Source organism: Phycisphaerae bacterium (genome assembly GCA_035384605.1).
GTDB lineage: Bacteria > Planctomycetota > Phycisphaerae > UBA1845 > PWPN01 > JAUCQB01.
Map to the genome: position 1 here is coordinate 43,271 of DAOOIV010000008.1, position 26,586 is coordinate 69,856.

Genomic DNA, 26,586 nt, shown 5'->3' on the forward strand with positions numbered 1-26,586 from the left:
TTGTCTCGTTCCGCCCAGGACACAGGATTGATGGCTGCATCGTCCGCTGACGCACTGAGCCCGTAACAACAAATGCGGCTACCGGCTCTGAAAAACCGGTAGACACCGTCGCGGCGTGCTGGGACGGGTATGACCATGACCTTGGAAGCAAGACCCATTGGAATCATTCACACTCCGTTTATCCAACCGGCAGGCACGCCGATCCAGCCGGTGTATGCCGCCTACGCCGAGGGAACCGTCGAGGTGTTCAAGCCCTTCGCGGAAGGGCTTGCGGATCTCGAGGGATTCGAGCGAATCTGGCTTCTTTATTGGTGCCACTGCTCGGCGGCCCCAAGGATGCGGGTCATCCCTTATCGCGACACACAAGAACGTGGTCTGTTCGCCACGCGGGCCCCGGCCCGGCCGAACCCCATCGGCCTGTCATGCGTCCGGCTGCTGCGTATCGAAAAAGACGTTCTCCACGTCTGCGAGCTGGACATACTCGACGGCACGCCGCTGCTGGACATCAAACCTTATGTGCCCGCGTTCGACAGCTTCCCGGACGCTGGAAGCGGCTGGCTGACTGAGGAGCGAACGGGACGGACGATTGCTGACGACAGATTCCATGTGGACAAGAATCCGACCGATGGACGATGAGGCCGACCAAGAATGAATATGGAACCTGACTACTTTGCCAAAGCCGCCGCGACCTGGGACAACGAACCGCGCCGCATCGCCTTGATGAAGGCGGTCGGCGAGGCAATACTTCGCGAAGTGCGACCCACCAGAGAGATGGATGCTCTCGATTACGGCTGCGGAACAGGGCTGATTGGCCTCTTCATCCTGCCGCACGTCCGCAGCGTGACCGGGGCCGACAGTTCCTCTGCAATGCTAAACGTGCTTCGCAAGAAAATCGCCGAGAGCGGCGTCAGCAACATGAGCGTCATCAAGCTCGATCTACAGCACGATCCCCTGCCCGCTGAACGCTATCACCTGATCGTCACCAACATGACCCTTCATCACGTTGCCGATGCGGACGCGGTGATGAGGGCTTTCTGTGAACTGCTATGGCCGGGCGGAATGCTGGGCATTGCCGATCTGGACACCGAGCCGGGCATCTTTCATCCCCCGCACGCCGCCGGCAGCGTGCATCATAACGGATTCGACCGGGGCGAACTCAAGATCCGGCTTGAGGAAATCGGATTTGAGGAGACCCGGGACACCACTGCTCACACCATTCGCAGGCCCGTGCAGGACGGCAGCGAACACGAGTTCCCGGTGTTTCTGATCACCGCCAGACGCCCGTGCTGAAAAGAACGGCCGATCACGGGTCTCATCGTGCGCGGGGCCGCGGTTACTCCTGGGGTTTCCATCCATAGGTGACGTACTTGTTGTCGAACGTACCGTCGGCGTACAGGTCAACCGGCCCCATTTCTTCTCCTTTGCTTTGCGGTTTCTGCGGGACGGCGGCGCTCAGGCACGTTGGGCACCTGCTCGATCATCTCATTGAGCTGGCCGGCTCGTTTCTTCAAGGTGAACGCGTCGTACAGATCGCCGGTGGCCGTGCGGGCCTCGTAACGCAACACGGGGCCGTCGATCGAGACGATCTGGTAAAGCTGGGTATCCTCGGCCGAGCGGCGGACCTCGGCGCGCGATGCGGGACTGAGATCGTACATCTTCGGGCCGCTCACCGACACCACGTACACCGTGCCGCCCGAAATTGAGCGCTCACCGGACCCCGTGGTTACGTTTGTCTCGGGCGCCACCAATCCGCTGCGCCCATAGGTGTGATCGTGTCCGGTCAGCACCAGGTCCACGCCATGACGATCGAACACGGGTTTCCACAGCTCGCGCAGCGGAGTGCTGTCCCGGCCCTTGGCCGTCGAAAAGATGGGATGGTGGAACGTGATCACCGTCCAGGTCTTCTTGTTCTCGGAAAGCACCTTGTCCATCCAGCCGACCTGTTCCTCTTGTTTCTCATTGGAGTTGAGCGAAATGATGCGGCAGTTCTGGTAGTCGATGTAGTAGACCGACTCGGCAAGTCCCTCCGGCCCATTGGCCGGGAACGCGAACTGGACGGCCCAGTGCCGGGACAACCAGCGACGGCTGGTTCCGTCCTGGTTCTTGGTCGAGGCGTAATCGTGGTTGCCGGGCGTGGCGATGACCGGGACCGTGGCGTTGATCCACGCCCCGGCGGCGAACCACTCGCCCCACAAGGCGTCGCTCTCCGCGCTGGTGACCAGATCCCCTGCATGTAGCGTGAAGGCCGCACGAGGCGCGTCCGAGTACGCCTGCCGAACGACTCGCGACCACATGCTGTGCAGGTCGTTCTGTCCGTCGCCCAAGTAAATGAATGAGAACCGCTCCGGGGCCGCGGAGGCCGTGCGGAACTGGAACCACTCGCTCCAGTTCTCACCGTCGCCGACACGGTACACGTATCTGGTTGCAGGTTTGAGATCGGTCATTTCGACGCGGTGCATGTGACACTTCGACAGGTCGCACCTGAACACCCGGGTGACGGCGTTGACTCGCCGGGCCCGCTGGGGGAACTGCGGCCCGGCCTCCGCCTCGGCGACCTCGCAGTAGGCGAGACTGACCTCCGTTGAGGTCCGCCAGGTGACCGCCTGCGTCGTGGTGGTGTCGCCTGTCCAGGTCAACACGATGCGATCCGGCATGACTGAAGGCGCATGCTGCACCGCGGCCGGCATACGCGGCGGGGCTTCCTGAGCTGAGCTGGGAGCCTGAGCAACCGCCGGCAGCGATGATACGAACAGCCCGATGAATGCTGCCCGAACGATGATCTTCCGCAAGGTCGTTATGCCTGCCTGATACATCATTGTCCTTTCCCGCCTGACGGCGTGCTTTCGGAGCTTGGTCGGAGCATTGTACACGCAAACTCGCCGGCTGCCATGCCCGCGGCTTTGCCCGGGCATGCGCCTATAGGTGGATTCTAGAGTCTATTCCTGTCATTCCTGCCGGGATGCTCTCCATTCGGATTGGGACATTCGGGATCGCCGCGCCGGACCCCCGGCGAGGGCGACCTCTGGCGAGCCGACGGGCCGTCGTCAACCTCATTGCCGGCGCCACCAAACGGACAGGACCGATCGTTCGTGCAGCCCCCGACACTCAGAGGTATGATACTGCCCTCAAGGTGATCGATGACGAACTGGCCTGCCGGCTCATGATCGTTTGCACGGCGACCAGAACGACTCAATCCTGCCGCGCCGTCGAATTCGTTCAAGTCATTCTTGAGCGCGGCCTTGGTTCGCCCCAGAAAATCGAGGGGACAAGCCCCTCGGCTCGTGAGAACCTCGCGGCCGGACGCCTGTGCGGCTCGCGCGAATGTTTCTGAGTCGCAGTGTGCTTGGCTCGCGGTCCGCAAAAAGACGGTCCGCCTTGGATGGATGAACGGCCGACCGGCTCGCCGGGCCGTGGCTTGGGCGTGCCGTTTGACCTTCTCGGACTGGCGGGTGACGAACGCTCCGAAGTCCTTGATCAAAGTGCCCTGCCGGGCTATGAATTGTTCCATGGCCTCGGGCCGGCCCAGGGGCAGATGGCCCTTGAACAGGATCCGGTCGAAGCAGGAAATCGTGCCAGTGATCTGGGCCTGATGCTTGTCGATGAATCGTTCCACGGCGTTCTCCTTTCCATGGTTTCATAAACCTTACCACGGTCAGGTAAGAACGCCGTCTTTGCTATAGGGGCTTACCAAGCCCTCTTTGGTTGCGGCCGAAGGCCGCCTTGGAACTCGGGTGTCATGGCCACGGCTTTGCGTGGCCATGCATGAACTCAAAGACAGGAAAGACGCGATGAGACAACTGAGTTCGGCGGTATTCCTGTTGCTTGGCCTGATCGCGGCAACCCAAACCGCCAATGCCGCCGACCTTCCGAACGTCTTGTGGATCTCCTGTGAGGACGTCTGCCCCGATTTGGGCTGTTACGGCGACAAGTACGCCCGGACGCCGAACATCGACAAACTGGCCCGTGAAGGCATTCGCTACACGCATGCGTTCTCGGTTTCCGGCGTTTGCGCCCCCAGTCGTTCGGCCATCATCACGGGCATGTACCCTACCACCATCAGCACGCACCACATGCGATGCAAGGCCGTGCCGCCGGCCTGCGTGAAGTGCTTCACCGAATACCTCCGGTCCGCCGGCTACTACTGCACCAACAACTCCAAGACCGACTACAACTTCGACGCCCCCGTGACCGCGTGGGATGAATGCAGCAACAAGGCCCATTGGCGCAACAGGACGCCGGGGCAGCCGTTTTTCTCCGTGTTCAATCTGACCGTGACCCACGAGAGCCAGATTCGCTGCTCGCCCGAGCAATTCGCCCGGCACATGCAGAAGGTCGCCCCCGAGCATCGCCATGACCCTGCCAAAGCGGTTCTGCCCCCCTACTATCCCGACACCCCGATCGTGCGCAACGACTGGGCCCGCTACTACGATCTGATCACCGCCATGGATCTTCAGTTGGCCGACCTGCTCAGACAACTGGAGGAAGACGGCCTGGCAGACAAAACCATCGTCTTCTTCTTCGGCGACAACGGGCGCGGCCTGCCGAGGGCCAAGCGGTGGCTCTACGACTCGGGAATACACGTTCCGCTGGTGATTCGCCTGCCGGACCGCAAGGATGCCGGCACGGTGTGCGATGACCTGATCAGTTTCATCGATTTCGGGCCCACCGTGCTCTCGCTGGCGGGGGTGAAGGTGCCCGCTCACATGCAGGGGCAGCCGTTCCTCGGCGGGCAGAGGGCCGGGCCTCGCCAATACGTTTTCGCCGCACGCGACCGCATGGACGAGACCTATGACATCATCCGGTCCGTTCGAGACAAGCGGTTCAAGTACATCCGCAACTTCAAGCCCGGGCGTCCTTACGCCCAGTACATCGACTACATGGAAAAGATGCCGACCATGCAGGAGATGCGCCGGCTCAACAAGGAAGGTACGCTGACCGGACCCCGGAAAACCTTCTTCCTGCCCGAAAAACCAGAGGAAGAGCTTTATGACTGCATCAATGACCCGCACGAGATCACGAACCTGGTGAATCTGCCCGAGCACCGCGAGAGACTGATCGAAATGCGCAAGGTCCTGGAGAAATGGATGGACGACACCAGGGACCTTGGTCTGATTCCGGAAGAGGAACTGAACGAGCGCATGCGACCCGGCGGCAGATGGGCCGTGACCGCCGCACCGGTGATGGAACCTCCCGGTGGCAGCCATCGGGGGCCTGCCTCGATCACGATCTTCTGTCCGACCGAGGCGGCATCCATCGCCTGGACCTGTGAAGAGGGCGAGCAAGCTCATTGGAGGCTGTACTGCGAGCCGATCCGGCTGAGTCACACCGCCACCGTCAGAGCCAAGGCTGTCCGGCTCGGGTACAAGGAGAGTCCGGAAGTCCGGGCAGAGTACCGAATCGAGCAATAGGCGTGCGCTACGATTGCTCGCTGACGAACTCGTATCCGCCGAAAGAGGTGGGGCAAGCAACTTGCGACCCGTCAGCGTGAGGTAACAGAATGAGCAAGGCGGACTGGCTGGTTGTGGCGGCCTCGTGTGCACTGGTCTTCGTGGTCGGCATATGGTTCTCGCGACGCTCATCAAAAAAAGGAGCCGAGGGCTACTTTACCGGCAACCGCGACGTGCCCTGGTGGGCGATCGGCCTGGCCAACACGGCTACCTACCAGTCCGGCAACGGCGCCTTCGTCATGATCGTCCTGGTCTTCGGGTTGGCCGGAAACTGGATCTGGTGGGCAAGTTGGATCATCTGGATGCCGCTGGTGGCCATCGTCTGGGCCCGATTCTGGAGACGCATGCGGATCGTCACAACCGCCGAGCTGATTTCTCTGCGCTACGGCGGCAAACCGGCCATGATCGCCCGCAAGATATACGCGTTCGTCTGCTGTTTCGGGTTCTCCGTGCTGATCATCAGCTATATCACGGGGTTCTTCGCACAGACTATCGAGCCGCTGTGCGCGTTGAACACGAGCAGGATACTGTTGATCTTCGGCGGGACCACCGTGCTCTATACGATGTTCGGCGGTCTGCTCGGCGTGGTGTACTCGGACGTGGTTCAATTCGCGATCATGCTGCTCGGCAGCACCCTGTTTTTCTGGTTGGCGGTACCGCAGCATGGCGGATGGGAACAGATCCTGGCTCGCATCACCGCCGTCCGTCCGGAGGCTCTGACCCAGGTGCCGCCGACCAGAAGCATCGACACTCTGACCGTCCTGATCCTCGTCTTGCAGGGATGGTTCTTCGCCGGCTCGCCGACCGCCGGCGAAGGGATGACCGCACAACGGTTCATGTCGGCCCGAAACGAACGCCACGCGATCGGCGGACAGTTGTTCAACTGTTTCCTTGCTCTCACGCTGCGCACGCTGCCATTGATCGGACTGGGAATCATCGCCATGGCCCTGTTCTGGACGTCTGCCTCCGATGCACAACTGGGACCAGCGCCGGCGGGCATGTCCTCGCTCGACAAGCCGGCCCATGCCTGGGGGGAACTCATCAAGCGGTGCAACCTGCCTGTCGGTTTTGTGGGCCTGCTTGTCGCGGCGGAAGCGGCGGCTTACATGTCAACTCTCAGCTCGTTGACCAACTGGGGCGGCAGCTTTGTGGTCAACGACCTGCTGCCTTCGCAAAACGATCCCCGTCGCCAGGTATGGGTCAGTCGGATAACCACACTCCTGCTGTTTGTCCTCGCGGCAACGATCACCCTTTTGTTCGTCGACGACATGGTGAGTTGGTTCAAGTTCATCAACAACGCGATGGTTATCTTCTTCCTGCCCCTGGCATGTTTCCGGTTCTTCTGGTGGCGGTTCAACGTGTGGGGTGAGTTGGCGGCGATCCTGCTGGGGTTGCCTATCGAGATCCTGGTCTGGTTTGTGCTGGGCTATCAGGAAAAACCGATGTGGCAGGGACTCGGCATGCTGTTCGTGCTCAGCTTCGTGCTGCTGACAATCGTGACGCTGCTGACGCCGCCCGAGTCGCCGGAAACGCTGAAACGGTTCTATAAACGATGCCGGCCTCCAGGCTTCTGGGGACCGGTTCGCGGTGACACCGACCTCGCGGGTCGCCACGACCCCTCCTCCGCTCGGTTGGTCTTTGACTCGATTCTCGGTATCCTCGCGTGCCTGGGGCTGGTTCTGGCAACCAATGCGGTATTCGTAAAGGACTGGCCCGTGATGATCGGCGGCCTGGCCGCTGCCGTCGTGCTCGGCGGCTGGCTGTTGGCAAGGGTCCTGGAGTCCGGCCCGGCCGATGATCCAACGCCGGACGCTTCCGGCCTGCCGAGATCGAGTACGTAGCACGCCCGGCACCGAGCAACGCCGGTACATCAACGAAAGGATGAGGCCGATGGCAGCCCAACTCGCGATTCACGGTGGCACACCGGTCAGAACAAAGCCGTTCCCTTCCTGGCCGGTCTACGGACAACCCGAGGAACAGGCCGTCCTGCGAGCCCTGCGCAGCGGCAAGTGGGGCAAGCTCGACGGGGTCGAGGTCGCCGCATTCGAGCGGGATTTCGCGCGATACCAGGGTGCCCGGCACGGCATCGCCGTCCTCAACGGTACAGTCGCGATCCAAGTCGCCCTCATGGCCGCCGGTATCAAACCGGGCGATGAAGTCATTGTCCCGCCCTACACCTTCTTGGCGACGGCCACCGCAGTCGTGACCTCCAATGCCACGCCGGTCTTCGCCGATATCGAGCTGGACACGTTCAATATCGACCCCAAGGCGATCGAGGCCCTGATCACCTCGCGCACCAGGGCCATTATTCCGGTCCACTTCGCCGGTCTGCCGGCCGACATGGATGCGATCATGGCCATTGCCAGGCGCCACAACCTGGTGGTCATCGAAGACGCCGCCCACGCCCACGCGGCCGAGTACAAGGGGCGCCGCGCCGGGTCCATCGGTCACATGGGAACATTCTCTTTCCAATCCAGCAAGAACCTCACCGCCGGTGAAGGCGGTTTCATCACCACCAACGACCCCGCGCTGGCCGAGGCCTGTCGCGAAATTCATAACTGCGGGCGGCGCGAGGGCCATGCGTGGTACGAGCATTTCGTGATTGCGGCGAACTTCCGGCTGAGCGAGATCCAGGGTGCTTTGCTCAACGCACAGCTCCAACGGCTGGAGGAACAGGCCCGACGCCGATGGGAGAACGGCCGGTACCTCACCGAACAGCTCGGCCAGATCCCCGGAATCAAGCCGCAGAAGATCATCCCGGAGTGCACGCGCCACGCGTTTCACTTGTACTGCTTCCGCATCGACGCCCAGGAACTCGGGGCTCCCAGGCAGGCATTTCTTGAGGCGCTTGCGGCCGAAGGAATCCCTGACTTCGGAGGCTACCCGCTGCCCCTTTATAAGCAGCGGGTGTTCTTGGACCGCGCGTTCGGCCCCTTCGACGGCTGCCGCGGCATCGACTACGCAAAAACCTGTTGCCCGAACTGCGAGAAGATCTGCTACGAACAGGGCGGGTGGCTTGAACACCGAATGCTGCTGGGCACGCGCGAGGACATGGACGATATTGTCGCCGCGTTCCGCAAGGTATACGAAAACCGCAGCCGACTGCAGGGCTGAACCATTGCCGGACAAGCATCGTGAAAGGCCCTGCAGACAATCGAGACGAGAGGGCCTGCCGCCCGAGCACCGTCAACCGACATGCACCGAATTGGCGGGGGCCAGCCTCGCAGGGACAGCCGGTCCGGCAACTGCCTCCGCCTCCGGCAGCGGGCGCGGTCTCGACGAGAGGCCGGCTTCCGGGCGGGAGATCCAACCGATGGTTAGAAACGAAACGGCATAGATGGCCAGAAAAACGCTGAATGCCGGCCCGTGAACGGCGGTGACATAGATCGCCCAAGTGGCCGAACAGTATGCACCGATCAACATCTCCGCGAACCACAGCCGGCGGAACCTCTGGGCCTTATAGCGACTGGTGAACCTGGCATTCCGGGTGCTGCCGGATTTCGGCGTGCGCACGAACTCGCCCCCTCGTACGTACAGGCCGCGGATGACCGCCAGGGCGTTGTTGATCGACAAACCGGTGCCAAGAAGCAGCATCACCGGCGTCATTCGCACGCCGCCGAGGCCGCCGCCCAGATGGTAGCGGGCATAGCCGTAAACGATCGGCGAGGCCACAACCGTGAGAATCATCAATCCCCAGCCGAACACAAAGCACCACCAGAACGGAAGCGGATCAACCATCGCGAGCATGGGCCGGGCCAGCAGCGCCAGCATCAGGGTCCAGAGATAGACCGCGTAATGAGTCAAATGTAGCGTGGCCTCGATCTTGTGCGACAGGCCCAGGGATGACCGCCAGATTCTGGGCAGCAGCTTGATCGCCGTCTGGACACCCCCTGTGGCCCACCGCCGCTGCTGCGCCTTCAGGGCGCTGATCGTGCTCGGCAATTCCGCGGGACAGGCCAGTTCCAGACAGTAGTCGATTCGCCAGCCGGCGAGCTGGACACGGTAAGACAGGTCGAGATCCTCCGTCAAGGTGTCGGCAGACCAGCCTCCGACGGCCGGATCCTCAATGGCCGCCTTGCGCCAGATGCCGGCCGTGCCGTTGAAGTTCATCATCAGGCCGTTCCAAGCTCGCGCCCCCTGCTCGACTGCAAAATGCGCGTCCAAGGCCACCGACTGGGCTTTCGTCAGCCAGGATTCTTCCTGGTTCAGGTGCGCCCAGCGGCCTTGGACGCACGCCACCTTCTCATCTCGGGCCAGCAACGGCACCGCGCGACGAAGGAAATCCTTCGGGGGCACGAAGTCAGCATCAAAAATCGCCACAAGCGGATGACGACAATGAGCCAGACCGGCTTTCAAGGCCCCGGCTTTGAATCCCTGCCGGTTGTCGCGGTGAAGAACTTCGATATCGACACCCTGTTCCCGCAACCTGCGAGCGGTGCGATCGACCAGCAGGCGGGTTTCGTCCGTGCTGTCATCCAGAACCTGTATCGAATGCTTGCCACGAGGATAGTCCATCGCCGCCACCGCTTCCATGACCCGAGTGGCAACATCGGCCTCGTTGTAGATGGGGATCTGCGTGGTGACGCCCGGCCACTCGCGCTCCGGTGTGTTGGCGAGGTAGTGGTCTACGAATGCTCGTTGCTCGGCACCCTTGACGCTGCGGCGGCGATGAAAAAGGAACAGCAGTATATAAAGGTGCAAACCGTAGACGGACAACATGGCCGTACTGACCATGAACAGTCCCACAAGGACGGCATCGAACCAATTACTCACTGCGACCCGCCTCGCGCCGCGCGGCCAATAGACAAAACAAACCTCGGCGACCGGCCGTCAATGCCGCAGCCGCCCGTTCAAGAAAAGCCGTGGATACCCACGCTTTGAGCACGACACCCTGCGCCGCGGGTGCCGATTGCCCGCGTCATCCTCTGGTCATCCCAATCATGGCGAGCCGCTCCGTCCATGTGCCTGATTTGGGACCGCATCGAGAAGCCATTGGCTGTCACATTAATTGTGCCTGGGCGGGCTGTCAACGAAGAGCGGTGAATGCCCCCTGACAAGCGGAACGTGGCGACGGCGGCATACCGGGGGTGCGCGACCGTCTGGACGGGCATGCCGACCGGTCCAGGTTGGGCGATCAACCTCTTCAAGGGGTGTTCCCGCCAAAGGCGGGCTGACAGGCCGGCCGTTATACGGCCGGTTGGTGGTCGCCCACGGTTCTTCCCTTTCCTTTCCAGGGTCTCGGCCCGTTAAAACGGCCCCCGATGGGGTAACACAGCGAAGGAGGAATTGGCCGACCGTGAACCAGTCGTAAAAGACCGGCCTATTTGCCCTTCGGGAAAGACCGCTGAATCGCTCTGCTTTCGGCTTGCGTTCACGACAACCGGCTCAGCCGCCAGAAGTGCCGCCGCTTCTGTCACGGGCCCACATAACGGCGGCGGCCTTGCCGGATCTTGACTTGCCCGGCGGTGATTCGTAACGTTTGCGTTTCGTTTTCAGTGAAAGGAACCCAAGCCGTGCAGGAAGCCATCGCCAAGGCAGGATCCCTGATCGAAGCTCTGCCATATATCCAAGGATATTACGACAAGATCGTGGTGGTGAAACTGGGCGGTTCGGTCATGGATAACCCCGAGACCGAAAGGGAACTGCTGCGAGACGTAGTGTTCATGAACTACGTCGGAATGCAGCCGATCATCGTGCATGGCGGCGGTAAAGAGATCAATGCGGCGATGGACGACGCGGGCCTTGAGCCGGTTTTTGTCCAAGGACTTCGCTATACGGACGACCGAACGCTGGCTATCGCCGAGCAGGTTCTCTGCGGCCGCATCAACCGACGGCTCGTCGAGACGCTGGAATCGCTCGGTGTTGCGGCTATCGGGCTGAACAGTCTGACAAGCTGTGTCTTGTTCGCCGAGCAGATGTATCTATGTGGGGAGGAGAACCGCCGGATCGATGTCGGCTACGTCGGAAAGATCGAGAGAGTCAACGCCAGGATTCTCGAGCTGCTCTGTGAGGCCGACACGATTCCCGTCATCGCCCCGATTGCCCGTGACCGCAGCGGAGGCAAGCTGAACTGCAATGCCGACACGGCAGCCGGCGAGGTAGCCGCGGCCGTCAAGGCCGAAAAACTGGTGATGGTCTCGGACACTCACGGCATCCGCGAGAATCCCAAAGATCCCGAGTCCTTCCGCCCGACGCTCAACCGGAAGGAAATCACCGATTTCATGAACCGCGGCATCATCGACAAAGGAATGGTCCCGAAGGTTCAGGCTTGCCTGCGGGCCCTGGAGGCCGGAACCCGGAAGGCTCATATCATCGACGGCCGCATCCCTCACTCACTGCTCCTGGAGATCTTTACCGACAAGGGGATCGGCACGCAGATTCTGCAGTAAAGATATGCTTTGAGTCCCCAGGAAACGTACCGGATCACCCCTGCCTGCGTTCAGAGCACGCAGTGGGGCAGACGTACCACCGGCAAGGACGGGGCGCGATCAACCGCCAAAAGCAGATGGGGCGAACCAGCACTTCTCTGATTCGCCCCAAATCTCTTGCCGTGTCGTATTCCGACTCGGGTTCTGCAACCCTTGTCGGTTACCCTGATTACAGGGATTAGGCCGCCGGCATCGCGCCCATGAGCAGCTCGAGAAGGTTCACCAGGACCCCCGCGGTGCAGCAACTGATCTTGGGCATGCAGCCGCAGCCACAACCAAACAGGGTTGCCGCCGACACGATCGCAAACATGACTTTCTTCATCGTTCTTCTCCTTTAGAAGATACTGGCGAGCTCAGAACCTCAGGCCGCCAAAACCAACAAACAGGGAAACACTTCCACTCACGTCAGGTTATCGGCGCTCATCCACCGTGACGTCCGTTACTCCCGCCTCACGTCCTAGCCTTGCGATTCCCACCCATGCCCCGGATCCCCGCAATCAGTTTCCTCAGAACATCCGTCGCGATCCAATCCGGGCCCTCGTGACCCTTTCGGTCACTCCGATCACAACACAAGGATTAGGCCGCAGGCATCGCGCCCAGCAACAGCTCAAGGAGGTCCACCAGGACACCCGCGGTGCAGCACCCGATCTTCGGCATGCAGCAGCCACACGCAAACAGAGTTGCCGCCGACACAATCGCAAACATGACTTTCTTCATCGTTCTTCTCCTTTGAAGATACTGGCTAGCACAAAACCTCAGGCCGCCAAAAAAACAAACAGAGGAAAACTTCCACTCACGTCCAGGCATCGGCGTCACTGCGCCGAGTTGTTCAAAACTACCTCGCGCCATGGCACCCAGGTGATGACCTGGGAATACGGCAGACCTATAAACATCGGTCGCATAGCATAGTGTCCATGAGTTAGCTTGACAAGGGGTCCAGCATGAAAAGCTGGACCCCGCACATTGCTCACAGGCAGAACCAACCGCGCCTCAGGCCTTTCGACCGTATTCCGTCTGCCTATATGGACATCCTTCATTCTATCGGACGACCGAAACCATATCCTACAATCCGATTCAATGCAACCCCCCATGCCCCAAAAAAACCGCAGGCATCCTTCCTTTGACTCGCCCGCCAAAGACGCTGTACATTACCGCCCAACTCACAAGCGGCAAGGGCGAAAGGGGGTCAAAATCGGCCAAGATAGGCGATTCTTAGCCTCTATCCAGATTGCAGCTCTTCACAAAATGAGCCTTATCCACCTATCAAACATCACGATGGTTCGTCAAGGGCAGCGGATTCTGGCGGATATCACCTGGCATGTCAAGAAGGGCCAGCATTGGGCCTTGTTGGGCGCCAACGGTTCCGGAAAAACCACCCTGCTCAAGGTCATCACGGGATATGAATGGCCCACAACAGGGTCTGTGACGGTTCTTCGTCAATCATTTGGGAAGTGCAATTTGCCTGAATTCCGCAAGCAGGTGGGATGGGCCAGCAGTGCGATTGAAAGCCGGTTACCCGTCTATGAACGCGCGATCGACATCGTGGCGTCGGGCTTCTTTGCGTCAATCGGCCTTTACCGGCAGCCCTCCGAGGCCGAGTGGCTTACGGCAACAGAAATCATTCGACATGTCGGCGGCGACCAGATCATGCACCGCCCCTTCGGCCTGCTTTCACAAGGAGAGCAACGCCGGATTGTGATCGCCAGGGCTCTGGTCAATCGGCCGCAACTCTTGCTGCTCGATGAACCGTGTGCAGGACTCGACCCGGCCGCCAGAGAGAGCCTCCTCGCCGACTTGGAACGCTTGGCACGATCGCCGCACGCACCGACCATCATCATGGTCACACACCATGTTGAAGAGATCGGCCCCTGGATCGGCCACGTTCTGGTACTCAAGAACGGTACTGTGTTGAAAGCAGGACCCAAGAACGAGACCCTCACAACCCCCGTTCTTTCGGAAGCGCTCGGTTGTCTCTGTGAGGTCGAGAAGCTGGGCGATCGCTATCGGCTGACCCTGATCGGGGGCCAATCCTGTTCCCCCACCTGATTCTCCACGGCGATCGCATCTCGAAAAACCACACGACCAGGGGCGTCGAACCGTCAATGCTTTGCATCGGCTCCTCATATTCAGATAGAATGACGAATCCTGGAAAGCCCAGATCCGCTTGCTGAATTGCAGGCGGCAGGGAGGCTATCCATCAGCATCTCGGCAATGGAGGTCCGATGCGGCGCATAGCCATCATCAACCAAAAGGGCGGAGTGGGTAAGACCACGACGACGATCAACGTCGGGGCGGCTCTGGCAAGGATGGGGCATCGGGTCCTGCTGATCGACCTCGATCCACAGGCGCATCTGACCCTCCATCTCGGACAGGATCCTACCTCCGGTCAGATCGGCGTCTACGAAATGCTTACCGACTCAGCCACGGTGGCCAAAGCCCGTCGCAGGATCGCCAGCAACCTTTGGATCTGCTCGGCAAGTATCGACCTTGCCGGTGCAGAAGTCGAACTGGTTAACGTCGTGGGACGGGAGGTCATTCTTCGCGATCTGCTGGATCAGCATATCAACTCGAGCAAGACGGCTCCCTATGATTATGTGTTGATGGATTGCCCCCCGTCGCTGAACATTCTGACCCTCAACGCCCTGTGTGCTGCGACCGAAGTCCTGATCCCCCTCCAACCGCACTATCTGGCCCTCCAGGGTCTGAGCAAGCTGCTCGAAACGGTGGCGGTGGTCAGCAAACGCATCAACCCCGCCCTCAAGGTGACCGGCGTGGTCGTGTGCATGAACGAGTCGGGGACCAAGCTGGCGGGCGAAGTGATCGACGACGTGCGGTCATTCTTTGCCCAGGCCCGCGGCACTGGTGTTCCATGGAGTGATACACGCGTGCTTCGGACGGTCATCCGCCGGAATATCAAATTGGCCGAGTCGCCCAGCTACGGCAAGAGCATTTTCGAATACGCTCCGGACAGCCATGGGGCCGAAGACTACCTTCAGCTTGCGGCGGAACTTGACTCGCCCGAGACAAACGCGGCAACGAAGCAGCCCTCTGAGCCTGCTGAGTCGAAAAAGGCCGAGGTCTTCGCACGAGGAACGGCCTCTTTGCCGAATATCCAACCCGCGAAGTCTGAGCCGCCCGAGAAAACGAAGCCCGAGTCTCCCGCCGCAACTGCGCCCCAACCCGAGAGATTGGTGAAGCGGCGGCCGGCTCACGTGCAGAGAACGGCCGCGCAGCACTCAAACAAGCAACAGCAAACCAAGACGCCCGGAATCGATCCTGCGTTGGCGGTCCTGGTACCCGCCAAACCGGCCACTGCCGTGCTGCATTCTCACAAACCGGCAAGAGCCAAGACGGCCGGAGCATCCGACTCCGCTTCCCAGACCAAACCGGTCCCTGTTGTCGAGCCGCGCTATGGTTCGACACAATCGTCCTGCTCCCCGTCGTCATCCCGACCCGAACCGCCCAAGCGCAAGATTCGATCGACGCAGTTGAAGGCTTCCGACTCGGGAGATCCAACCGGTAAAAACGCCGTGCAGGCGGGCGTCGCTAGCGAACACGCCGTTGTGGAGGCCTCCGTCGTGCCTCCCTCTTTGCCGCCGGCGCCGGCGGAACCTGCAACCCCCCCTGCCAGGAACGCCCGGCCGGCAAAGGCCGTCTGAGCGTTGCACCAGTTCCGATGGAAGCCTACGAATCGCTCTTTCTTTTGCCCGCGTCAAGACACGACCGGACTGCGGTGGCCAATTCGGCGAGTTCAAACGGCTTGCGAAGCAGACCTGCCGCGCCCTGTTTGCCAAGACGTCTCAACCACGCGTCAGTCGGCGATCGAGTCATCAAGAGAATCGGCGCGTCTGGACAATGCTTGCGGATCAGTCTCACAGGACTGACGCGAGACAGATGCGAGATCTCCGCATCGAGCAGCACCAGGTCAATATCATCTGAATTGGTTCCCAGAAAAGCCAGCGCCGAGGCCAGATCAGCCCGTCCGACGGTGCAATAACCCAGCGAAGACAACTTGGCTTCGGTGGCTTGCAGGTCGGCGGTCTGCTGGTCGATCAACAGAACGGTTTCGCTGCCTCGCGGCGGGGCGTTCGCGGCTTGGGCAACGGCCGGCCGCCCGGAAGACTCCCAAGGTGCTACCGGCAGCCACACGGACGCAACGGTACCCTTGCCCAAAACGCTCTCAATACGAATCTGGCCCTGGTGGCTGTGAACGATGCCTTGCGTGGCGGCCAGCCCCATGCCGCGTCCGGTGGGTTTGGTGGTGAAGAAGGGATCGAAGACTCTGCCCACGGTTTCTTCGTTCATACCGCAGCCGTGGTCCCGCACCTGAAGCCGGACATAGCGACCCGCCGGCAGCCCGAGAACCGCCGCCTGATCGGCGTCCAACTCCTCGCAAACGGTGGACAACTCGATCAAGCCCGACTGTCCGCTGGCCTCGACCGCGTTAAGGCACAGGTTCATGATCACCTGCTCCATCTGGGCCGGATCCGCGATGATCCGAGGCAGATCCGGAACCAGATCGGCCTTCAGTTCGATCCGTCGAGGAGTGGTTCGACGAACGATCCGGAGCACCGATTCGACGTGGCGGTTGAGATTCGTGGGCTCCGGCTTCTGCAATCCGCCCCGCGCAAAGGCCAATAGCTGACGGGTCAGCGCCGAGGCCCGTTCCGCGGCGTCCATCACGTCTCGCAACAAGTCCTTGACCTTGGCGGGAACCGGATCCTTCCGCAGGACGATGGACAAATTCCCGATGATCACCGCGAGCAGATTGCCGAAGTCGTGAGCAACGCCGCCCGCAAGAGTCCCGATGCTTTGCAGCTTCTGCGATTGCAGGAGTTGAGCCTGGAGACGGTTGCGATCGGTCACGTCGTTCGCGACGCCGATAACACTGGTAATCTCTCCCCGTTGATCTCGAACGGGCGAGTACCAGACTTCGAAGCTGCGCTCTCGATAACTCAGCGGCGAAGTGAACGTCTCGCCTGAAAGGACTCGTTCAAAGTCCGCTACGATCTGCGGAGCATCAAGGAAAACCTCTCGCACCGATCGGCCCACCAGATCCTGCGACCGGAGGCTTAAACGCTCGAGCGGCTTGCCCTCGCACAGGATGATCGTGCCGTCCCGCTCGATGGCGAACAGAACGATCGGCGATCTCTCGGCGATGAACCGCAGTCGCTCCTCGCTCTTGCGGAGGGCCTCGACTGCCTGTACATGCGCTTGCTCGATCCGTTCAAGCTCGCGAATCCGGGCCTTCAGGGCGGCGATTTCCGCCTGCAAATCAGCCACCGATGAGCCGGCCTCAGACATCCCGTCGCTCCGGAAGTATCCGATCGTTCCCGCTGCGTTTCAGAATCCCGGTGCGGTCCCGCCATCCCGCCGATCCGGTGACGGTTGCAACGGTACCCCACGCCGCTTCAGAACGTACGCCTATCGTAGATGAAAGAAGACGTAGAGTAAATCGCGCGTGCCGAAAAGATGTCATCAGCCCGCCACGGGCCGATTGCCCCCGGATGCGAGCGCATTACTCCGCCGCGACTCCGACTTCGGCCGGCTCATCGCTATCCGCCGCTTGAGCCGTCTCACTCATGCGAAGACGGAGTTGCTCGAGGTTCTGCGTGGCCGCAGGGTCTTCGGGATGCCGGAGACGCCAGTCCTCCAGCACGCCGACGGCATCGGTCAGTTCCGCCTCACTTGCCTGCGGGATCCAGGCGGCAACGCAGGCCATCACGGTCCGGCGGGCGTATTCAAGATCGGTGGCAGTGCGGTGCGCCGAGAGCGTCAACCCATGTTCCAGCACCATCCGCATGGCCTGAACCGGGTCAAGACAGCTCATGCGCGTCACCGCCAGAGCCGCGCTCTCCTCGACCAGCCGGGCCGCTTCAGGCGCCCGCGGTTCGGCTCCCAGCATGCGCCTCCAAACGTTCGACAATTGCCCGCAGTCGGCGTGGGAGATGAGCGACGAGAATCGGTGCCTGACCAGTCGAACCACCTGCCGGGCCAATTCACGTTCCAACGGCAGATCCATGCTGAGCCCGACGTAAGGCATGGCAATATCAATCAGGTTCTCCAGGCTGTTCGACGCGGCGCTGTCGAGGGCCAGACACAGTTCGCCGATTCGTTCAAGAGCCTTCACGTCCTTCTCGCCGAAACGATCGGCGAGCATGCCGATCAGGGCGCTGGTCCGGCCGGCCTCGATAAACCGATCGACCGCGCGGGCCCACGGATGATTGACGGCAGGAGCCGATTCCGGGTCGCCGGAGGCATCGAGGAACACGTATTCGGTTCCGGCGATGCGTTCCCGCGTCCCCGCCACCACATTCGCCAGTATCACCAGTCTGTGGGGTCGCGAAACGGTGAAGGTCACCCCGACGGAAAAAGAGATCTCCGGCCTGATCGGGGCCGGGATCGTAAGCAGAATGAGTTCGGCGAGGGCTGTCCCTTCGACTCCCGCCGAGAAAGCCACTGCGTTACCCGACAGAAGCCGGTCGGTGGCGGCGGCAATCCACCTTCCCGGGACCGCCGCGCCCGCAAACTCGAAAGCGGGGGTGGCCAGTCCTCGTTCCGGCGACAAGAGCAGTGGTGGCAGCTTGACCTCGGCGGTTAGATCCACTGTCGTTCCGCCCTCGGCCTCGGCCGCTCGCACCAAGGCAAAGGGGTTGTTGCGGAACCGTCTCAGATCGTCACCCCGGACCACGAAGATGCGCGTATACGTTCTTCTCCCGCCCCGCCCCGTCGGCTCCTTTCCCGCGTGACACGTATACAGCACCGCGAATCTCCCGTCGCTGATCGGGAAGAACGACACGCCGGTGGCCTCCGGCGTATCGGCGCACAATCCTCCCATCGCGGGCGTATAGCGCGTGATTTCCCCGCAATCCCGGGGCGACAGTCCGCCGCTGGCGGCGATGATGCGGTATCCTTGTCCGGCCGCGTTGCACAGGCAGGTGTAGACCGCTTGTTCGCAGACAACCCTGTCGGCCGTAGTGGGTTCGGCTTTGGCCGGCCTCACAACTGGACGGCTTTCATCCGCTGGGAGATCCATTCGAACGGCTCCAGGACGCCGCGTGGTGCCGCATGGAGCGGGACCTGCACCACGTTGCCGTCCTCATCGTGGGCGTATCCGAGCGAGCCGACCACGCTGGCGGCGAAGAATTCCACGTTTTCGAAGCGGCTGTCGCAGAGGTTCCACAGTCGGACGAGATTGGTTTCGGCGAACTCTCTGGGGTTGTCAAAGCATTCGGGGCACGTATCGGCCTTGCACAGCACGATGGCGATGGGGTTTCGGACCCGCTCTTTCCGGTGGGTGGCAAACCGCTGGTCCACGTAGCTGATGAGCTTGTAGGCGAAGTAGTCCGGGTAGGGCGACCCGGATGCGGCAACGGCGGCGTCGATGAGCACCATGGCCCCCGCGCTCTTGGCCAGAAGTCCGCTGATGGCTGCGTACGTCTTGGGCGACTCAACTTCCTGCGACAGGGCTTCGCCGGCCATGTCCGGCAGCAGCACATCGAACCACTCGTCGGACCGTTTCAGCCGGTGCCGGACCTGATAGTACGCCCATTTCCAGTGTTCAACCTCCAGAGGCGTCTTGGGCGGGAACCGTCGGCTGTTCAGGCACCCGATGACCGTCTGCTGCAGGTTGACCGAGTAGGCTCCCTTGGGGATGGCCTCGAAACCTCCCGCCCGCTTGCTCAGCAGGTCGAGCAGGAACCCGAGGTAGACGGTCTTGCCGACGTTGGCCTCGCCGAGCAGGGTGATGATGGCCGGCTTGCGGTTCTGCTGTCGCGCATCCTCGATCAGGGCCATGGGAGCCCCGCACTGGCTGCAGATCACCGCGCTGGGCGCGTTCTTATGATCGCAGATCAGGCACACGTTGCAGCGATAGCCGTGTTCGTCATACATGCCGTCTTTCACTCCGTGCTCTGACCGAGCCAGCAGGCGTCCGCCAGGCTCAACGCGCATCGAAAGCCCAGATTGTGGGCTCGCGTCAGGGCGTTGAATCCGCTGCGGAACAGGGCGGTGCACTGAGACTCGAAATACGTGTCGAACGCCCCGCCGCGAGCCGCCTTCATGGTCATCTCGCCGACGACCTGCACCCCCTCCTCGGTGACAATGTCCAGATCGGTTTCGACCCACTCCCAAACGTTCCCGATCAGTTGCAGGACGTTGTTGGGCGCCGCCCCCTGATCATACTCGTCCACCGGTACCGTCGTCCCTACCTGCGAAGCCCAGATGTTGCATTTGCGCCGGTCCATCGCGTCGCCCCACGGAAAGCGGTAGAGCACGTCGGTGTCGCTGACGATCCGCCAGCTCGCAGCCAGTTGCCACTCCGGCTCGGTGGGCAGCCGCTGCCCGATCCACTTGGCGAACGCCGCGGCCTCGTACCAGCAGATGCCGACCACCGGATGACTCGCCAGCCGCTGGTCGTGACGACCGTCACGCCAGTACCGCGGACCAGGACGCCCGGTCTGGTCGCGGAACTGGATGAGATGGGTCCAAACCGCCTCCGGCCACAACGAGAGATCGTCATATCCGCCGGCATCAACGAAAAGCTGGTAACGGGCGTTGGTGACCGCGTGAATGTCGATCAGGAAGGAGGGAACGCTGAAGTCGAGCACCTCGGCGTCGGGAACCTCGGTGAGCGTTCGCAGCAGGGAGGCGCGGCCCTCCGGGACGATGGCCATTTGCCGATCAAGGTACTTGGTGGCCTGTTGCACGACCTCGGACCAATCGCGGTGCGATTCCCACTTGGCCTTCTGCTGAAAGATGAGATTGAACCGTTCCTGTTGGAACATGGCCAGGAGGGGATCGTCTTCAAATACGTTCTGCGGGGCGGGATCGTAGTCGTCCGGCCTGGGGATGACTCCGACCGGCGGTGCCGGCTCTTCTGCAACGCCGCCGCGAGAGGTGGTCTTGCTTCGGGTCCAGAAATTGAACGCCATGAAGATACTCTTTCATACGTCGGCCGGCGGATCGGCCGCTGCGCGTCGGCTCCGGATGCGACGCCGCATTACCGGAGTGTGGCGCTTCCTGTATCTGCTATTCGGTCCTGGCCCGACGATGCTTGAGACTTGGCTGTGACAATCGCGGTACATCAGCTATGACCATGCGGACGACGGGAGTGAGGCGGATTTATCGGACAACGGCAGGCCGTTCACACAAGTCACCCTGCCTGCGGGTCGATACGAAACGAGCCGGGAAAACCTCGCCGATACCCGAGGACAAAACCACCATGAGCGGTAAGGCCGCCGACGATGCGCCGAAGCGATCCGGCACACGGGACGACAAGAACTTGTTTCTCGATCACCTTGATCGTCTCGATCAACGATCAACACCCCTGTCCGTTGCCGAACGCCGCCGGTACGAGCGGCACAGGCACCGCGTCGATCAAGGCCTCGAGGTCATCTTCGACGCCTTCGACGAGCAACCGGTGACTTGTCACGTTCGGCCTCGTAACCTCAGCCAGGGCGGGATCGCGTTTCTTCACGAGGCCTACGTCTACCCCGAAACGCGCTGCACCGTCGTCCTCATTTCGGCAACCGATCAACCTATTGAAGTGTCGGGTCGAGTCGTGGGCTGCCGCCACATCTCCGGCAAACTGCATGAAATCGCCATGGCATTCGACCGCCCCATCGACGCGGAAGATTTCCGCGAGTGCATCGACGAAGCCGTCGGCGGCGATGAATCCTGATCACCTCGGACTTCGATCCAGCCCGACTCCCGCATTGCCGGCCCACTGGTCCTGCCGCCGCAGGGTCGTTCCGACATTCGGGTTCGCTGCAAACCTGCCCGCCGCGCGGGCGTATCTGGCCGGCGCCGCATCCGTCTGGACATCGGTATCGCGCGATACTGGAAAAGGCAGTGCCGGCTAGGACCCACGGTGTGTCTGGGCGCTGCGAACCATGGCGACAATACCCGACTTGACGACGGGAGGCAGACTGGGCCACGCCCTGATAATCATGATCAAGTCATCCTCGGGCGAGCCGGCCCCCGGAACCGGCGGCATCGATGCGCTCGCCCCGTCAGGCTCAGCCTGCGTTGGGGTCGCCGCGACGGCCGCCTCATCCTGCCCGGACCAGCCTGACAAAGATGCGGAAACGGGCGGTAACTGGAAAACCTCCGTCACCTGTTCCTCGACGCTGGCGGCCGTGATATCCGGCGGCGTCACCTGTGGCGGCGGAACCGCGGATCGCAAAGAAAAATGGCCCGGGTCTATCCTTGTTTGCAGAATCGCGTTCGCCGCATCGGCCCCCTCGAGCCATCTGCCGCCGTCCCAGATCCTGCTCCAGTGGTTGTGGCTGTGGTGCCGACCCGGCAATCGGACCCAATCCTTGAAACTCGCGGATTCAACCTGCGCACGCCGGGGATACACTTTCGGAGGAACCGGCAACGACAGATCCGCGTAGTTGCTGACCAGCGTGCGGGCGAACACCCAGGCGGTACCCGCGTCTACCTTGTCGCCGAAGATAACCCACAAGTGGTAATCACCTCGCCCGCTTGAATCCTCAAGAATCGGATGAAAGCCCTGTTCCTTGAGCGTGTCATACCAGGCCAGGGCCGCCTTCAGATTGGCGGCCGGGGTGGCCATCGCCGATGGGTCGTGCTGCCCCAGATCGATGCTGATCCAGCGCGCACTGTTGTCCACGCCCTTGGCGTGCAAGCCAATCAGATGCCCGACGTTGTCTCCCACGTAATGACGGGCCAGCAGGTCGGTGGTCAGGCAGGCCTGCCCGCGCAACTGCTTGGGAGGGGCAATACGGACAATACGGCTGTAGCTGCGCTGCTCCGGCGGCAGGTACTGGGCCCACTGGTCCGTGCGGTTCACCATGTGGGCCGCGGTCCATTCCGCCAACACTTGGGCCTTGGCTGCCCATGCTCCCGCAAGTGTGTCAGTGGAAACGGCCATTCATCACCGTTGGGGTCACACCCGGCAACCGGGTGGCGGAGCCCGGCCGTCACATGCGCCCCCCGTGCCTCTTAACCCGATAAATCCCAAAGCCTGGCGATACGGAACCGGCCCGCCGGTCCCTCAGGATCTTACGATACATCGGCCCGGCCCCTCACCCCCCCTTAGCAACTGCACGGCGAAAACCGCCTCGGAACCTGAGCCTGGACGAAATACCATGGTGCATCCGGGTAATAATCTCCTCCCGCAAGCCTTATAACAATGTGCCGAACGTATAATTGACAGCACTACCACGGCCCGATATACACGACCACACCAGACCGGTGCGCAGGGTTCTGCCCGTTCGGCGGACAAGAAAACGCCACCGAGTCCGGACCGTACCCGTCCGTTCCGGCCGAAAGACGCGAGGTGTGAAATGATCATTGGCAAACTATGGCATACCCTCAAGGCACAACTGAACAAGCTGGCCAATTTCTTCTGGACCGCCGACCCCATCGCCCAGATGCAGTACGAGTACGACGTGGCCGTCAACCAGTTGAAGGAAGGACGTGAAGGGCTGGAGCAGTACCGCGCCTTGGTGGAGAGAGTCACCCGCCAGGTCGCCAGCGACAAGTCTCATGTGTCCAGCTTGGAGGCCAAGGTTAGGGCTTATCTCCAGGCGGGCGATCGTGAGACCGCGGCACGCTTTGCCCTCGAGTTGCAGAAGGCCAAACAGGAACTCGCGGAAAACGAACAACAGCTCAAGCTGCACGAAGAGGCCTACAACAACAACCTGACCAAGATCAAGCATGCCGGCAACAAGCTGGCCAAAGTCCGGGAAAAGATCGCCCGCTACGACGCCGAGTTGAAGATGAGCCGGGCCGAGGCCGAGATGGCCAAACTGGCCCAATCCTTTGATTTCGACGTGACCACCGATTTCGGGCAGATCGAACAGGTCATTCAGGACAAGATCAGCCTGAACCGGGCCAAGACCCGCGTGGCCGCCGACCTCTCCAGCCAGGGCGTCGAGGACGTTCGACGCGAACAGGCCATGGAGAAAGCCCTGGCCGATCAGGCTCTCCGTGACTTCGAGGTTCAGATGGGACTCGTCACCCCCGAGACGACCGGGGTGGCCGAGGCCGCCAAGGAACTCGGACCGGCAAAAGAAAAACAAGCAATGAGTAATGAGTGATGAGTGGCAGGATTGAGCGGTTTGAGGATTTCATCGCGTGGCAGAAGACTCGTTCGCGGCCGACATCTATAAGCTGACCGGACACCGTGCCCTTGCCCGCGATTTTGGCTTGAGGGACCAGATGAGGAACGCGGCCGTCTCGATCATGTCCAATATCGCGGAGGGGTTTGAGAGGGGGCGATCGGGAGAATTCCATCAGTTTTTGTCGGTTGCGAAGGGCTCCTGCGCCGAGGTGCGATCTCTCCTCTACGTGACGAGAGACGCCGACTACATCGATGAGGCGACGTTCAGGCTGTTGATGGGCAGGGCCCAGGAAGTGGGACGCCTGGTTGGAGGGCTTCGATCTTCCGTCGAGCGAAGGCGGCATTCGGCATGACTCAGACCGGTTCACCCACTCCTGACCCATCACCCATCATGCATGACTCATCACTCATCACTCATCGCTCATCGCTCCCGGCCTGGTATCCTGATTGGGCAAAGCAGTTGGCCGACCTGTATTTTTCGGGCACAACCTGCCTGTTCGTCCTCCATGGGAACGTCCACGACCTCGTGCGCTGCCCGACGCGCGATGGCGAAGGATACGTCAATCTGTCCCAATTCCTCGCAACCCAGGTTTTTGGCACGTGGGACATTGTGCTGCAATACGACCTGGGCCGAGGTCTGCGGCCGTTGGCCGGCAGCGACCCGCAACGCCTGCAATCCATGGTGCAGTATCTGAGTGCCCGGTTGGGCGAAGCCGGTTCCTGGCCGCGCGACCCCGATAACGTGCTTCTGCTGCTCGACAAGCTCATCGAGCGCAACATCGTCGAGCCGGACGCGGCCAGGCGCAAGAGCATCAGCATCATCCTGGAATACGCCCAGTATCTGGTTCCGGCGGGAGAAGTGGCCGGACTGGCCCGCACCCAAGGAACCAACCTGGTCAGGCTGCTCGGATGGGCCCAGAACCCCTACATCAAACGACTGAACCTGGCCTTCTGCCTCGTCGCGGACAAACTCACCGAGATCAATGATCGGCTGGTCCGCAACCCGCACGTGGCCACGATCGAAATCCCCCTCCCTGACGCGAGCGCTCGCGAGTCATTCGCGTCGTGGGTGTGCGAAACGGAGAGGATCTCCCCCTCAAAAAACTTCACCGCGAAGATGCTGGCGGACCAGTCCAGCGGGCTGAGTCTGGTAAGCCTCAACACCGTGCTCTCGCAGTCGCGGTACACCGCAGAGGGCATCGACCCCGCCAGATTCCGCAATCTCAAGAAGGCCATGATCGAGCGACAGTGTCAAGGTCTTGTCGAGTTTGTCGAACCCAAACACAAGCTGGATCTGGTCGTCGGCCAGGCGGTCGCTCGCAAACGGCTGGAGAACGATGCCGAACTGATCACCCGCGGACGATTCGAGTCCGCTCCGATGGGCTATCTGCTCTGCGGGGCGGTGGGCACGGGCAAGACTTTTCTGGCCGAATGCTATGCGGGCACGATCGGCATTCCCTGCCTCAAGCTGCGGAACTTCCGGTCGAAGTACGTGGGGGAAACCGAGGGCAACCTCGAACAGGTGCTGACCGTGCTGCGGTCCCTGGGGCCCGTGGTGGTGATCATCGATGAGGCCGATGCCGCGCTCGGCAGCCGCTCGGCCGAGGGTGATTCGGGAACGTCCAGCCGCGTGTTCTCGATGATCGCCGGCCAGATGGGCGATACGCGATACCGCGGTCGGATTCTGTGGATGCTGCTCACCTGCCGGCCGGACCTGCTGCCCATCGACTTGAAGCGACAGGGCCGCGCCGAGGTTCACATTCCGATGTTTTACCCGCAGAGCGAAGCCGAAATCCGCGAGATGTTCCTGGCGATGGCCCGGAAGAACGGAATCTCCCTGTCGCCCGAGTTCGTCCCGCTGGTGAATGCCGATCGGCGACTGAGCGGGGCGGATATCGAGAGCATCGTCCTGGCCGCCGCACGACGATCGGCGTGTGCGGGCCGCGACCAACCGCTGGCAGAGGACATTCAGCAGGCAATCGATGCCTTCATTCCCTCCGCGCAGGGCCTCGAGAAGGAACTGCAGGAGCTGGCGGCGGTGCTCGAATGCACGGAGTTGGAGTTCCTGCCGCCGGATTGGCGCGCGAAGGTGACCGAGCCCAACGGACGGGTGAAACTCCAGGAACGCATGATGGCGATTCGAAGCCTTCTGGAGGATTGAGCACAAAGGAGACACGTATGGCCAAGAAGAAAGCGATGGTCAAGAGGAAGAAGGCCCGGCCGGCGAAGAAAGGAGCCGCCAAGAGCAGCCCGAAAAAGCGTAAGCCCCGCACCCCGACGGCCGGGGCGGCAAGGTCCAGGTCGTCGAGCTGGCTCGATGCGAACTCTCACAAGCCGCTTATCGATCAGTACGCCCGCAAGCTGACCTCCTTCATGGAGGCCGTTGCCGACGGCAGGATCGAGGAGTCCGAGCTTGCGGCCCAGGAAAAGCGGCTCGTCCGATTGATGAAGGAGATCGAGCCGCAGCTCAGCGACGCGCTGCATGAGAAAATCACCCGACTGCTGTGCGAACTGACCGCATATGACCTGATGCAGATGCTGCATTCGATGCAGGAACACCGGCCTCAGGCGACGTTCCAGGGCTAGGTCGATTCAAAAAAAGCGGCGGATTTATCATTGC

Annotated in this window: 21 protein-coding genes and 2 pseudogenes; 13 read left to right on the top strand and 10 right to left on the bottom strand. The window is 61.5% G+C overall.

What is annotated here, in order from left to right; translation table 11 throughout:
• The first annotated feature begins 135 nt into the window (after positions 1-135).
• Both tsaA and PLL20_03875 read left to right on the top strand, forming a co-directional pair.
• Positions 136-636 (top strand): tRNA (N6-threonylcarbamoyladenosine(37)-N6)-methyltransferase TrmO, encoded by a 501-nt coding sequence (gene tsaA / locus PLL20_03870; GenBank protein HPD29108.1) that lies wholly within the window; start codon positions 136-138, stop codon positions 634-636.
• 12 nt (positions 637-648) lie between these two features.
• Complete coding sequence (locus tag PLL20_03875; GenBank protein ID HPD29109.1) at positions 649-1,290, top strand: class I SAM-dependent methyltransferase; 642 nt, start codon at positions 649-651, stop codon at positions 1,288-1,290.
• A 107-nt stretch (positions 1,291-1,397) separates the two neighbouring features.
• On the opposite strand, the gene PLL20_03880 is transcribed toward PLL20_03875, so the two are convergent.
• Positions 1,398-2,816, bottom strand: coding sequence for a metallophosphoesterase family protein (locus tag PLL20_03880; GenBank protein HPD29110.1), 1,419 nt, complete (start codon positions 2,814-2,816; stop codon positions 1,398-1,400).
• A 113-nt stretch (positions 2,817-2,929) separates the two neighbouring features.
• Positions 2,930-3,613: a hypothetical protein gene (locus PLL20_03885; protein ID HPD29111.1), complete on the bottom strand. Its 684-nt coding sequence runs from the start codon at positions 3,611-3,613 to the stop codon at positions 2,930-2,932.
• Positions 3,614-3,788: 175 nt separating this feature from the next.
• Between PLL20_03885 and PLL20_03890 the strand changes: the two genes are divergently transcribed.
• The 3 genes from PLL20_03890 (at position 3,789) to PLL20_03900 (ending at position 8,561) form a co-directional block, all read left to right on the top strand.
• Positions 3,789-5,408: a sulfatase-like hydrolase/transferase gene (locus PLL20_03890; GenBank protein ID HPD29112.1), complete on the top strand. Its 1,620-nt coding sequence runs from the start codon at positions 3,789-3,791 to the stop codon at positions 5,406-5,408.
• A gap of 89 nt (positions 5,409-5,497) precedes the next feature.
• Positions 5,498-7,288 carry a hypothetical protein gene (locus tag PLL20_03895; protein HPD29113.1) on the top strand — a complete coding sequence of 597 codons (1,791 nt, stop codon included), beginning with the start codon at positions 5,498-5,500 and terminating at the stop codon, positions 7,286-7,288.
• A gap of 49 nt (positions 7,289-7,337) precedes the next feature.
• A complete protein-coding gene (locus tag PLL20_03900; GenBank protein ID HPD29114.1) occupies positions 7,338-8,561 on the top strand; it encodes a DegT/DnrJ/EryC1/StrS family aminotransferase in 1,224 nt (407 codons plus the stop codon).
• 72 nt (positions 8,562-8,633) lie between these two features.
• Here the strand turns inward: PLL20_03900 and PLL20_03905 are convergent, their stop codons facing one another.
• Positions 8,634-10,220 carry a glycosyltransferase gene (locus PLL20_03905; GenBank protein ID HPD29115.1) on the bottom strand — a complete coding sequence of 529 codons (1,587 nt, stop codon included), beginning with the start codon at positions 10,218-10,220 and terminating at the stop codon, positions 8,634-8,636.
• A gap of 740 nt (positions 10,221-10,960) precedes the next feature.
• Here PLL20_03905 and argB point away from each other — a divergent pair.
• The gene (gene argB, locus PLL20_03910; GenBank protein HPD29116.1) at positions 10,961-11,836 is read left to right on the top strand and encodes an acetylglutamate kinase; all 876 of its coding nucleotides are present in this window, start codon (positions 10,961-10,963) and stop codon (positions 11,834-11,836) included.
• A gap of 217 nt (positions 11,837-12,053) precedes the next feature.
• Here the strand turns inward: argB and PLL20_03915 are convergent, their stop codons facing one another.
• Together PLL20_03915 and PLL20_03920 are read right to left on the bottom strand one after the other, a co-directional pair.
• Positions 12,054-12,197: a hypothetical protein gene (locus tag PLL20_03915; protein HPD29117.1), complete on the bottom strand. Its 144-nt coding sequence runs from the start codon at positions 12,195-12,197 to the stop codon at positions 12,054-12,056.
• Between the two features lie 254 nt (positions 12,198-12,451).
• Positions 12,452-12,592, bottom strand: coding sequence for a hypothetical protein (locus PLL20_03920; protein ID HPD29118.1), 141 nt, complete (start codon positions 12,590-12,592; stop codon positions 12,452-12,454).
• Between the two features lie 558 nt (positions 12,593-13,150).
• On the opposite strand from PLL20_03920, the gene PLL20_03925 reads away from it, so the two are divergent.
• Together PLL20_03925 and PLL20_03930 are read left to right on the top strand one after the other, a co-directional pair.
• A complete protein-coding gene (locus PLL20_03925; GenBank protein ID HPD29119.1) occupies positions 13,151-13,921 on the top strand; it encodes an ABC transporter ATP-binding protein in 771 nt (256 codons plus the stop codon).
• A 176-nt stretch (positions 13,922-14,097) separates the two neighbouring features.
• Positions 14,098-14,898, top strand: a pseudogene (locus PLL20_03930) (AAA family ATPase).
• Between the two features lie 661 nt (positions 14,899-15,559).
• Here the strand turns inward: PLL20_03930 and PLL20_03935 are convergent.
• The 4 genes from PLL20_03935 to PLL20_03950 all read right to left on the bottom strand — a co-directional run bounded on the left by PLL20_03935 (position 15,560) and on the right by PLL20_03950 (position 20,808).
• Complete coding sequence (locus tag PLL20_03935) at positions 15,560-17,179, bottom strand: ATP-binding protein (GenBank protein HPD29120.1); 1,620 nt, start codon at positions 17,177-17,179, stop codon at positions 15,560-15,562.
• 214 nt (positions 17,180-17,393) lie between these two features.
• A complete protein-coding gene (locus tag PLL20_03940; GenBank protein ID HPD29121.1) occupies positions 17,394-18,911 on the bottom strand; it encodes a hypothetical protein in 1,518 nt (505 codons plus the stop codon).
• The gene (locus tag PLL20_03945) at positions 18,875-19,768 is read right to left on the bottom strand and encodes a hypothetical protein (GenBank protein HPD29122.1); all 894 of its coding nucleotides are present in this window, start codon (positions 19,766-19,768) and stop codon (positions 18,875-18,877) included. Before PLL20_03945 ends, PLL20_03940 begins: the two co-directional genes overlap by 37 nt.
• Positions 19,769-19,776: 8 nt before the next feature.
• The gene (locus tag PLL20_03950; GenBank protein ID HPD29123.1) at positions 19,777-20,808 is read right to left on the bottom strand and encodes an SUMF1/EgtB/PvdO family nonheme iron enzyme; all 1,032 of its coding nucleotides are present in this window, start codon (positions 20,806-20,808) and stop codon (positions 19,777-19,779) included.
• Positions 20,809-21,098: 290 nt separating this feature from the next.
• Here PLL20_03950 and PLL20_03955 point away from each other — a divergent pair, with 290 nt between their 5' ends.
• The gene (locus PLL20_03955) at positions 21,099-21,557 is read left to right on the top strand and encodes a PilZ domain-containing protein (GenBank protein ID HPD29124.1); all 459 of its coding nucleotides are present in this window, start codon (positions 21,099-21,101) and stop codon (positions 21,555-21,557) included.
• Between the two features lie 177 nt (positions 21,558-21,734).
• On the opposite strand, the gene PLL20_03960 is transcribed toward PLL20_03955, so the two are convergent.
• Positions 21,735-22,772, bottom strand: a complete 1,038-nt coding sequence (locus tag PLL20_03960) for a hypothetical protein (GenBank protein HPD29125.1) — start codon at positions 22,770-22,772, stop codon at positions 21,735-21,737.
• A 415-nt stretch (positions 22,773-23,187) separates the two neighbouring features.
• Between PLL20_03960 and PLL20_03965 the strand changes: the two genes are divergently transcribed.
• The 4 genes and pseudogenes from PLL20_03965 to PLL20_03980 all read left to right on the top strand — a co-directional run bounded on the left by PLL20_03965 (position 23,188) and on the right by PLL20_03980 (position 26,552).
• The gene (locus PLL20_03965) at positions 23,188-23,943 is read left to right on the top strand and encodes a PspA/IM30 family protein (protein ID HPD29126.1); all 756 of its coding nucleotides are present in this window, start codon (positions 23,188-23,190) and stop codon (positions 23,941-23,943) included.
• Positions 23,943-24,319: pseudogene (locus PLL20_03970) on the top strand (four helix bundle protein). Before PLL20_03965 ends, PLL20_03970 begins: the two are co-directional and overlap by 1 nt.
• Positions 24,316-26,127, top strand: a complete 1,812-nt coding sequence (locus PLL20_03975; GenBank protein HPD29127.1) for an AAA family ATPase — start codon at positions 24,316-24,318, stop codon at positions 26,125-26,127. Before PLL20_03970 ends, PLL20_03975 begins: the two are co-directional and overlap by 4 nt.
• 17 nt (positions 26,128-26,144) lie before the next feature.
• Positions 26,145-26,552, top strand: a complete 408-nt coding sequence (locus PLL20_03980) for a hypothetical protein (GenBank protein HPD29128.1) — start codon at positions 26,145-26,147, stop codon at positions 26,550-26,552.
• The last annotated feature ends 34 nt before the right edge of the window (positions 26,553-26,586 follow it).

What these genes read in the sequence shown, in the direction of transcription:
- tsaA (HPD29108.1), top strand. Translation starts at nt 136, where the DNA reads ATGACCTTGGAAGCAAGACCCATTGGAATCATTCACACTCCGTTTATC.
- PLL20_03875 (HPD29109.1), top strand. Translation starts at nt 649, where the DNA reads ATGAATATGGAACCTGACTACTTTGCCAAAGCCGCCGCGACCTGGGAC.
- PLL20_03880 (HPD29110.1), bottom strand. Translation starts at nt 2,816, where the DNA reads ATGATGTATCAGGCAGGCATAACGACCTTGCGGAAGATCATCGTTCGG.
- PLL20_03890 (HPD29112.1), top strand. Translation starts at nt 3,789, where the DNA reads ATGAGACAACTGAGTTCGGCGGTATTCCTGTTGCTTGGCCTGATCGCG.
- PLL20_03895 (HPD29113.1), top strand. Translation starts at nt 5,498, where the DNA reads ATGAGCAAGGCGGACTGGCTGGTTGTGGCGGCCTCGTGTGCACTGGTC.
- PLL20_03900 (HPD29114.1), top strand. Translation starts at nt 7,338, where the DNA reads ATGGCAGCCCAACTCGCGATTCACGGTGGCACACCGGTCAGAACAAAG.
- PLL20_03915 (HPD29117.1), bottom strand. Translation starts at nt 12,197, where the DNA reads ATGAAGAAAGTCATGTTTGCGATCGTGTCGGCGGCAACCCTGTTTGGT.
- PLL20_03920 (HPD29118.1), bottom strand. Translation starts at nt 12,592, where the DNA reads ATGAAGAAAGTCATGTTTGCGATTGTGTCGGCGGCAACTCTGTTTGCG.
- PLL20_03925 (HPD29119.1), top strand. Translation starts at nt 13,151, where the DNA reads ATGGTTCGTCAAGGGCAGCGGATTCTGGCGGATATCACCTGGCATGTC.
- PLL20_03935 (HPD29120.1), bottom strand. Translation starts at nt 17,179, where the DNA reads ATGTCTGAGGCCGGCTCATCGGTGGCTGATTTGCAGGCGGAAATCGCC.
- PLL20_03940 (HPD29121.1), bottom strand. Translation starts at nt 18,911, where the DNA reads ATGGATCTCCCAGCGGATGAAAGCCGTCCAGTTGTGAGGCCGGCCAAA.
- PLL20_03945 (HPD29122.1), bottom strand. Translation starts at nt 19,768, where the DNA reads ATGTATGACGAACACGGCTATCGCTGCAACGTGTGCCTGATCTGCGAT.
- PLL20_03950 (HPD29123.1), bottom strand. Translation starts at nt 20,808, where the DNA reads ATGGCGTTCAATTTCTGGACCCGAAGCAAGACCACCTCTCGCGGCGGC.
- PLL20_03955 (HPD29124.1), top strand. Translation starts at nt 21,099, where the DNA reads ATGAGCGGTAAGGCCGCCGACGATGCGCCGAAGCGATCCGGCACACGG.
- PLL20_03960 (HPD29125.1), bottom strand. Translation starts at nt 22,772, where the DNA reads ATGGCCGTTTCCACTGACACACTTGCGGGAGCATGGGCAGCCAAGGCC.
- PLL20_03965 (HPD29126.1), top strand. Translation starts at nt 23,188, where the DNA reads ATGATCATTGGCAAACTATGGCATACCCTCAAGGCACAACTGAACAAG.
- PLL20_03975 (HPD29127.1), top strand. Translation starts at nt 24,316, where the DNA reads ATGACTCAGACCGGTTCACCCACTCCTGACCCATCACCCATCATGCAT.
- PLL20_03980 (HPD29128.1), top strand. Translation starts at nt 26,145, where the DNA reads ATGGCCAAGAAGAAAGCGATGGTCAAGAGGAAGAAGGCCCGGCCGGCG.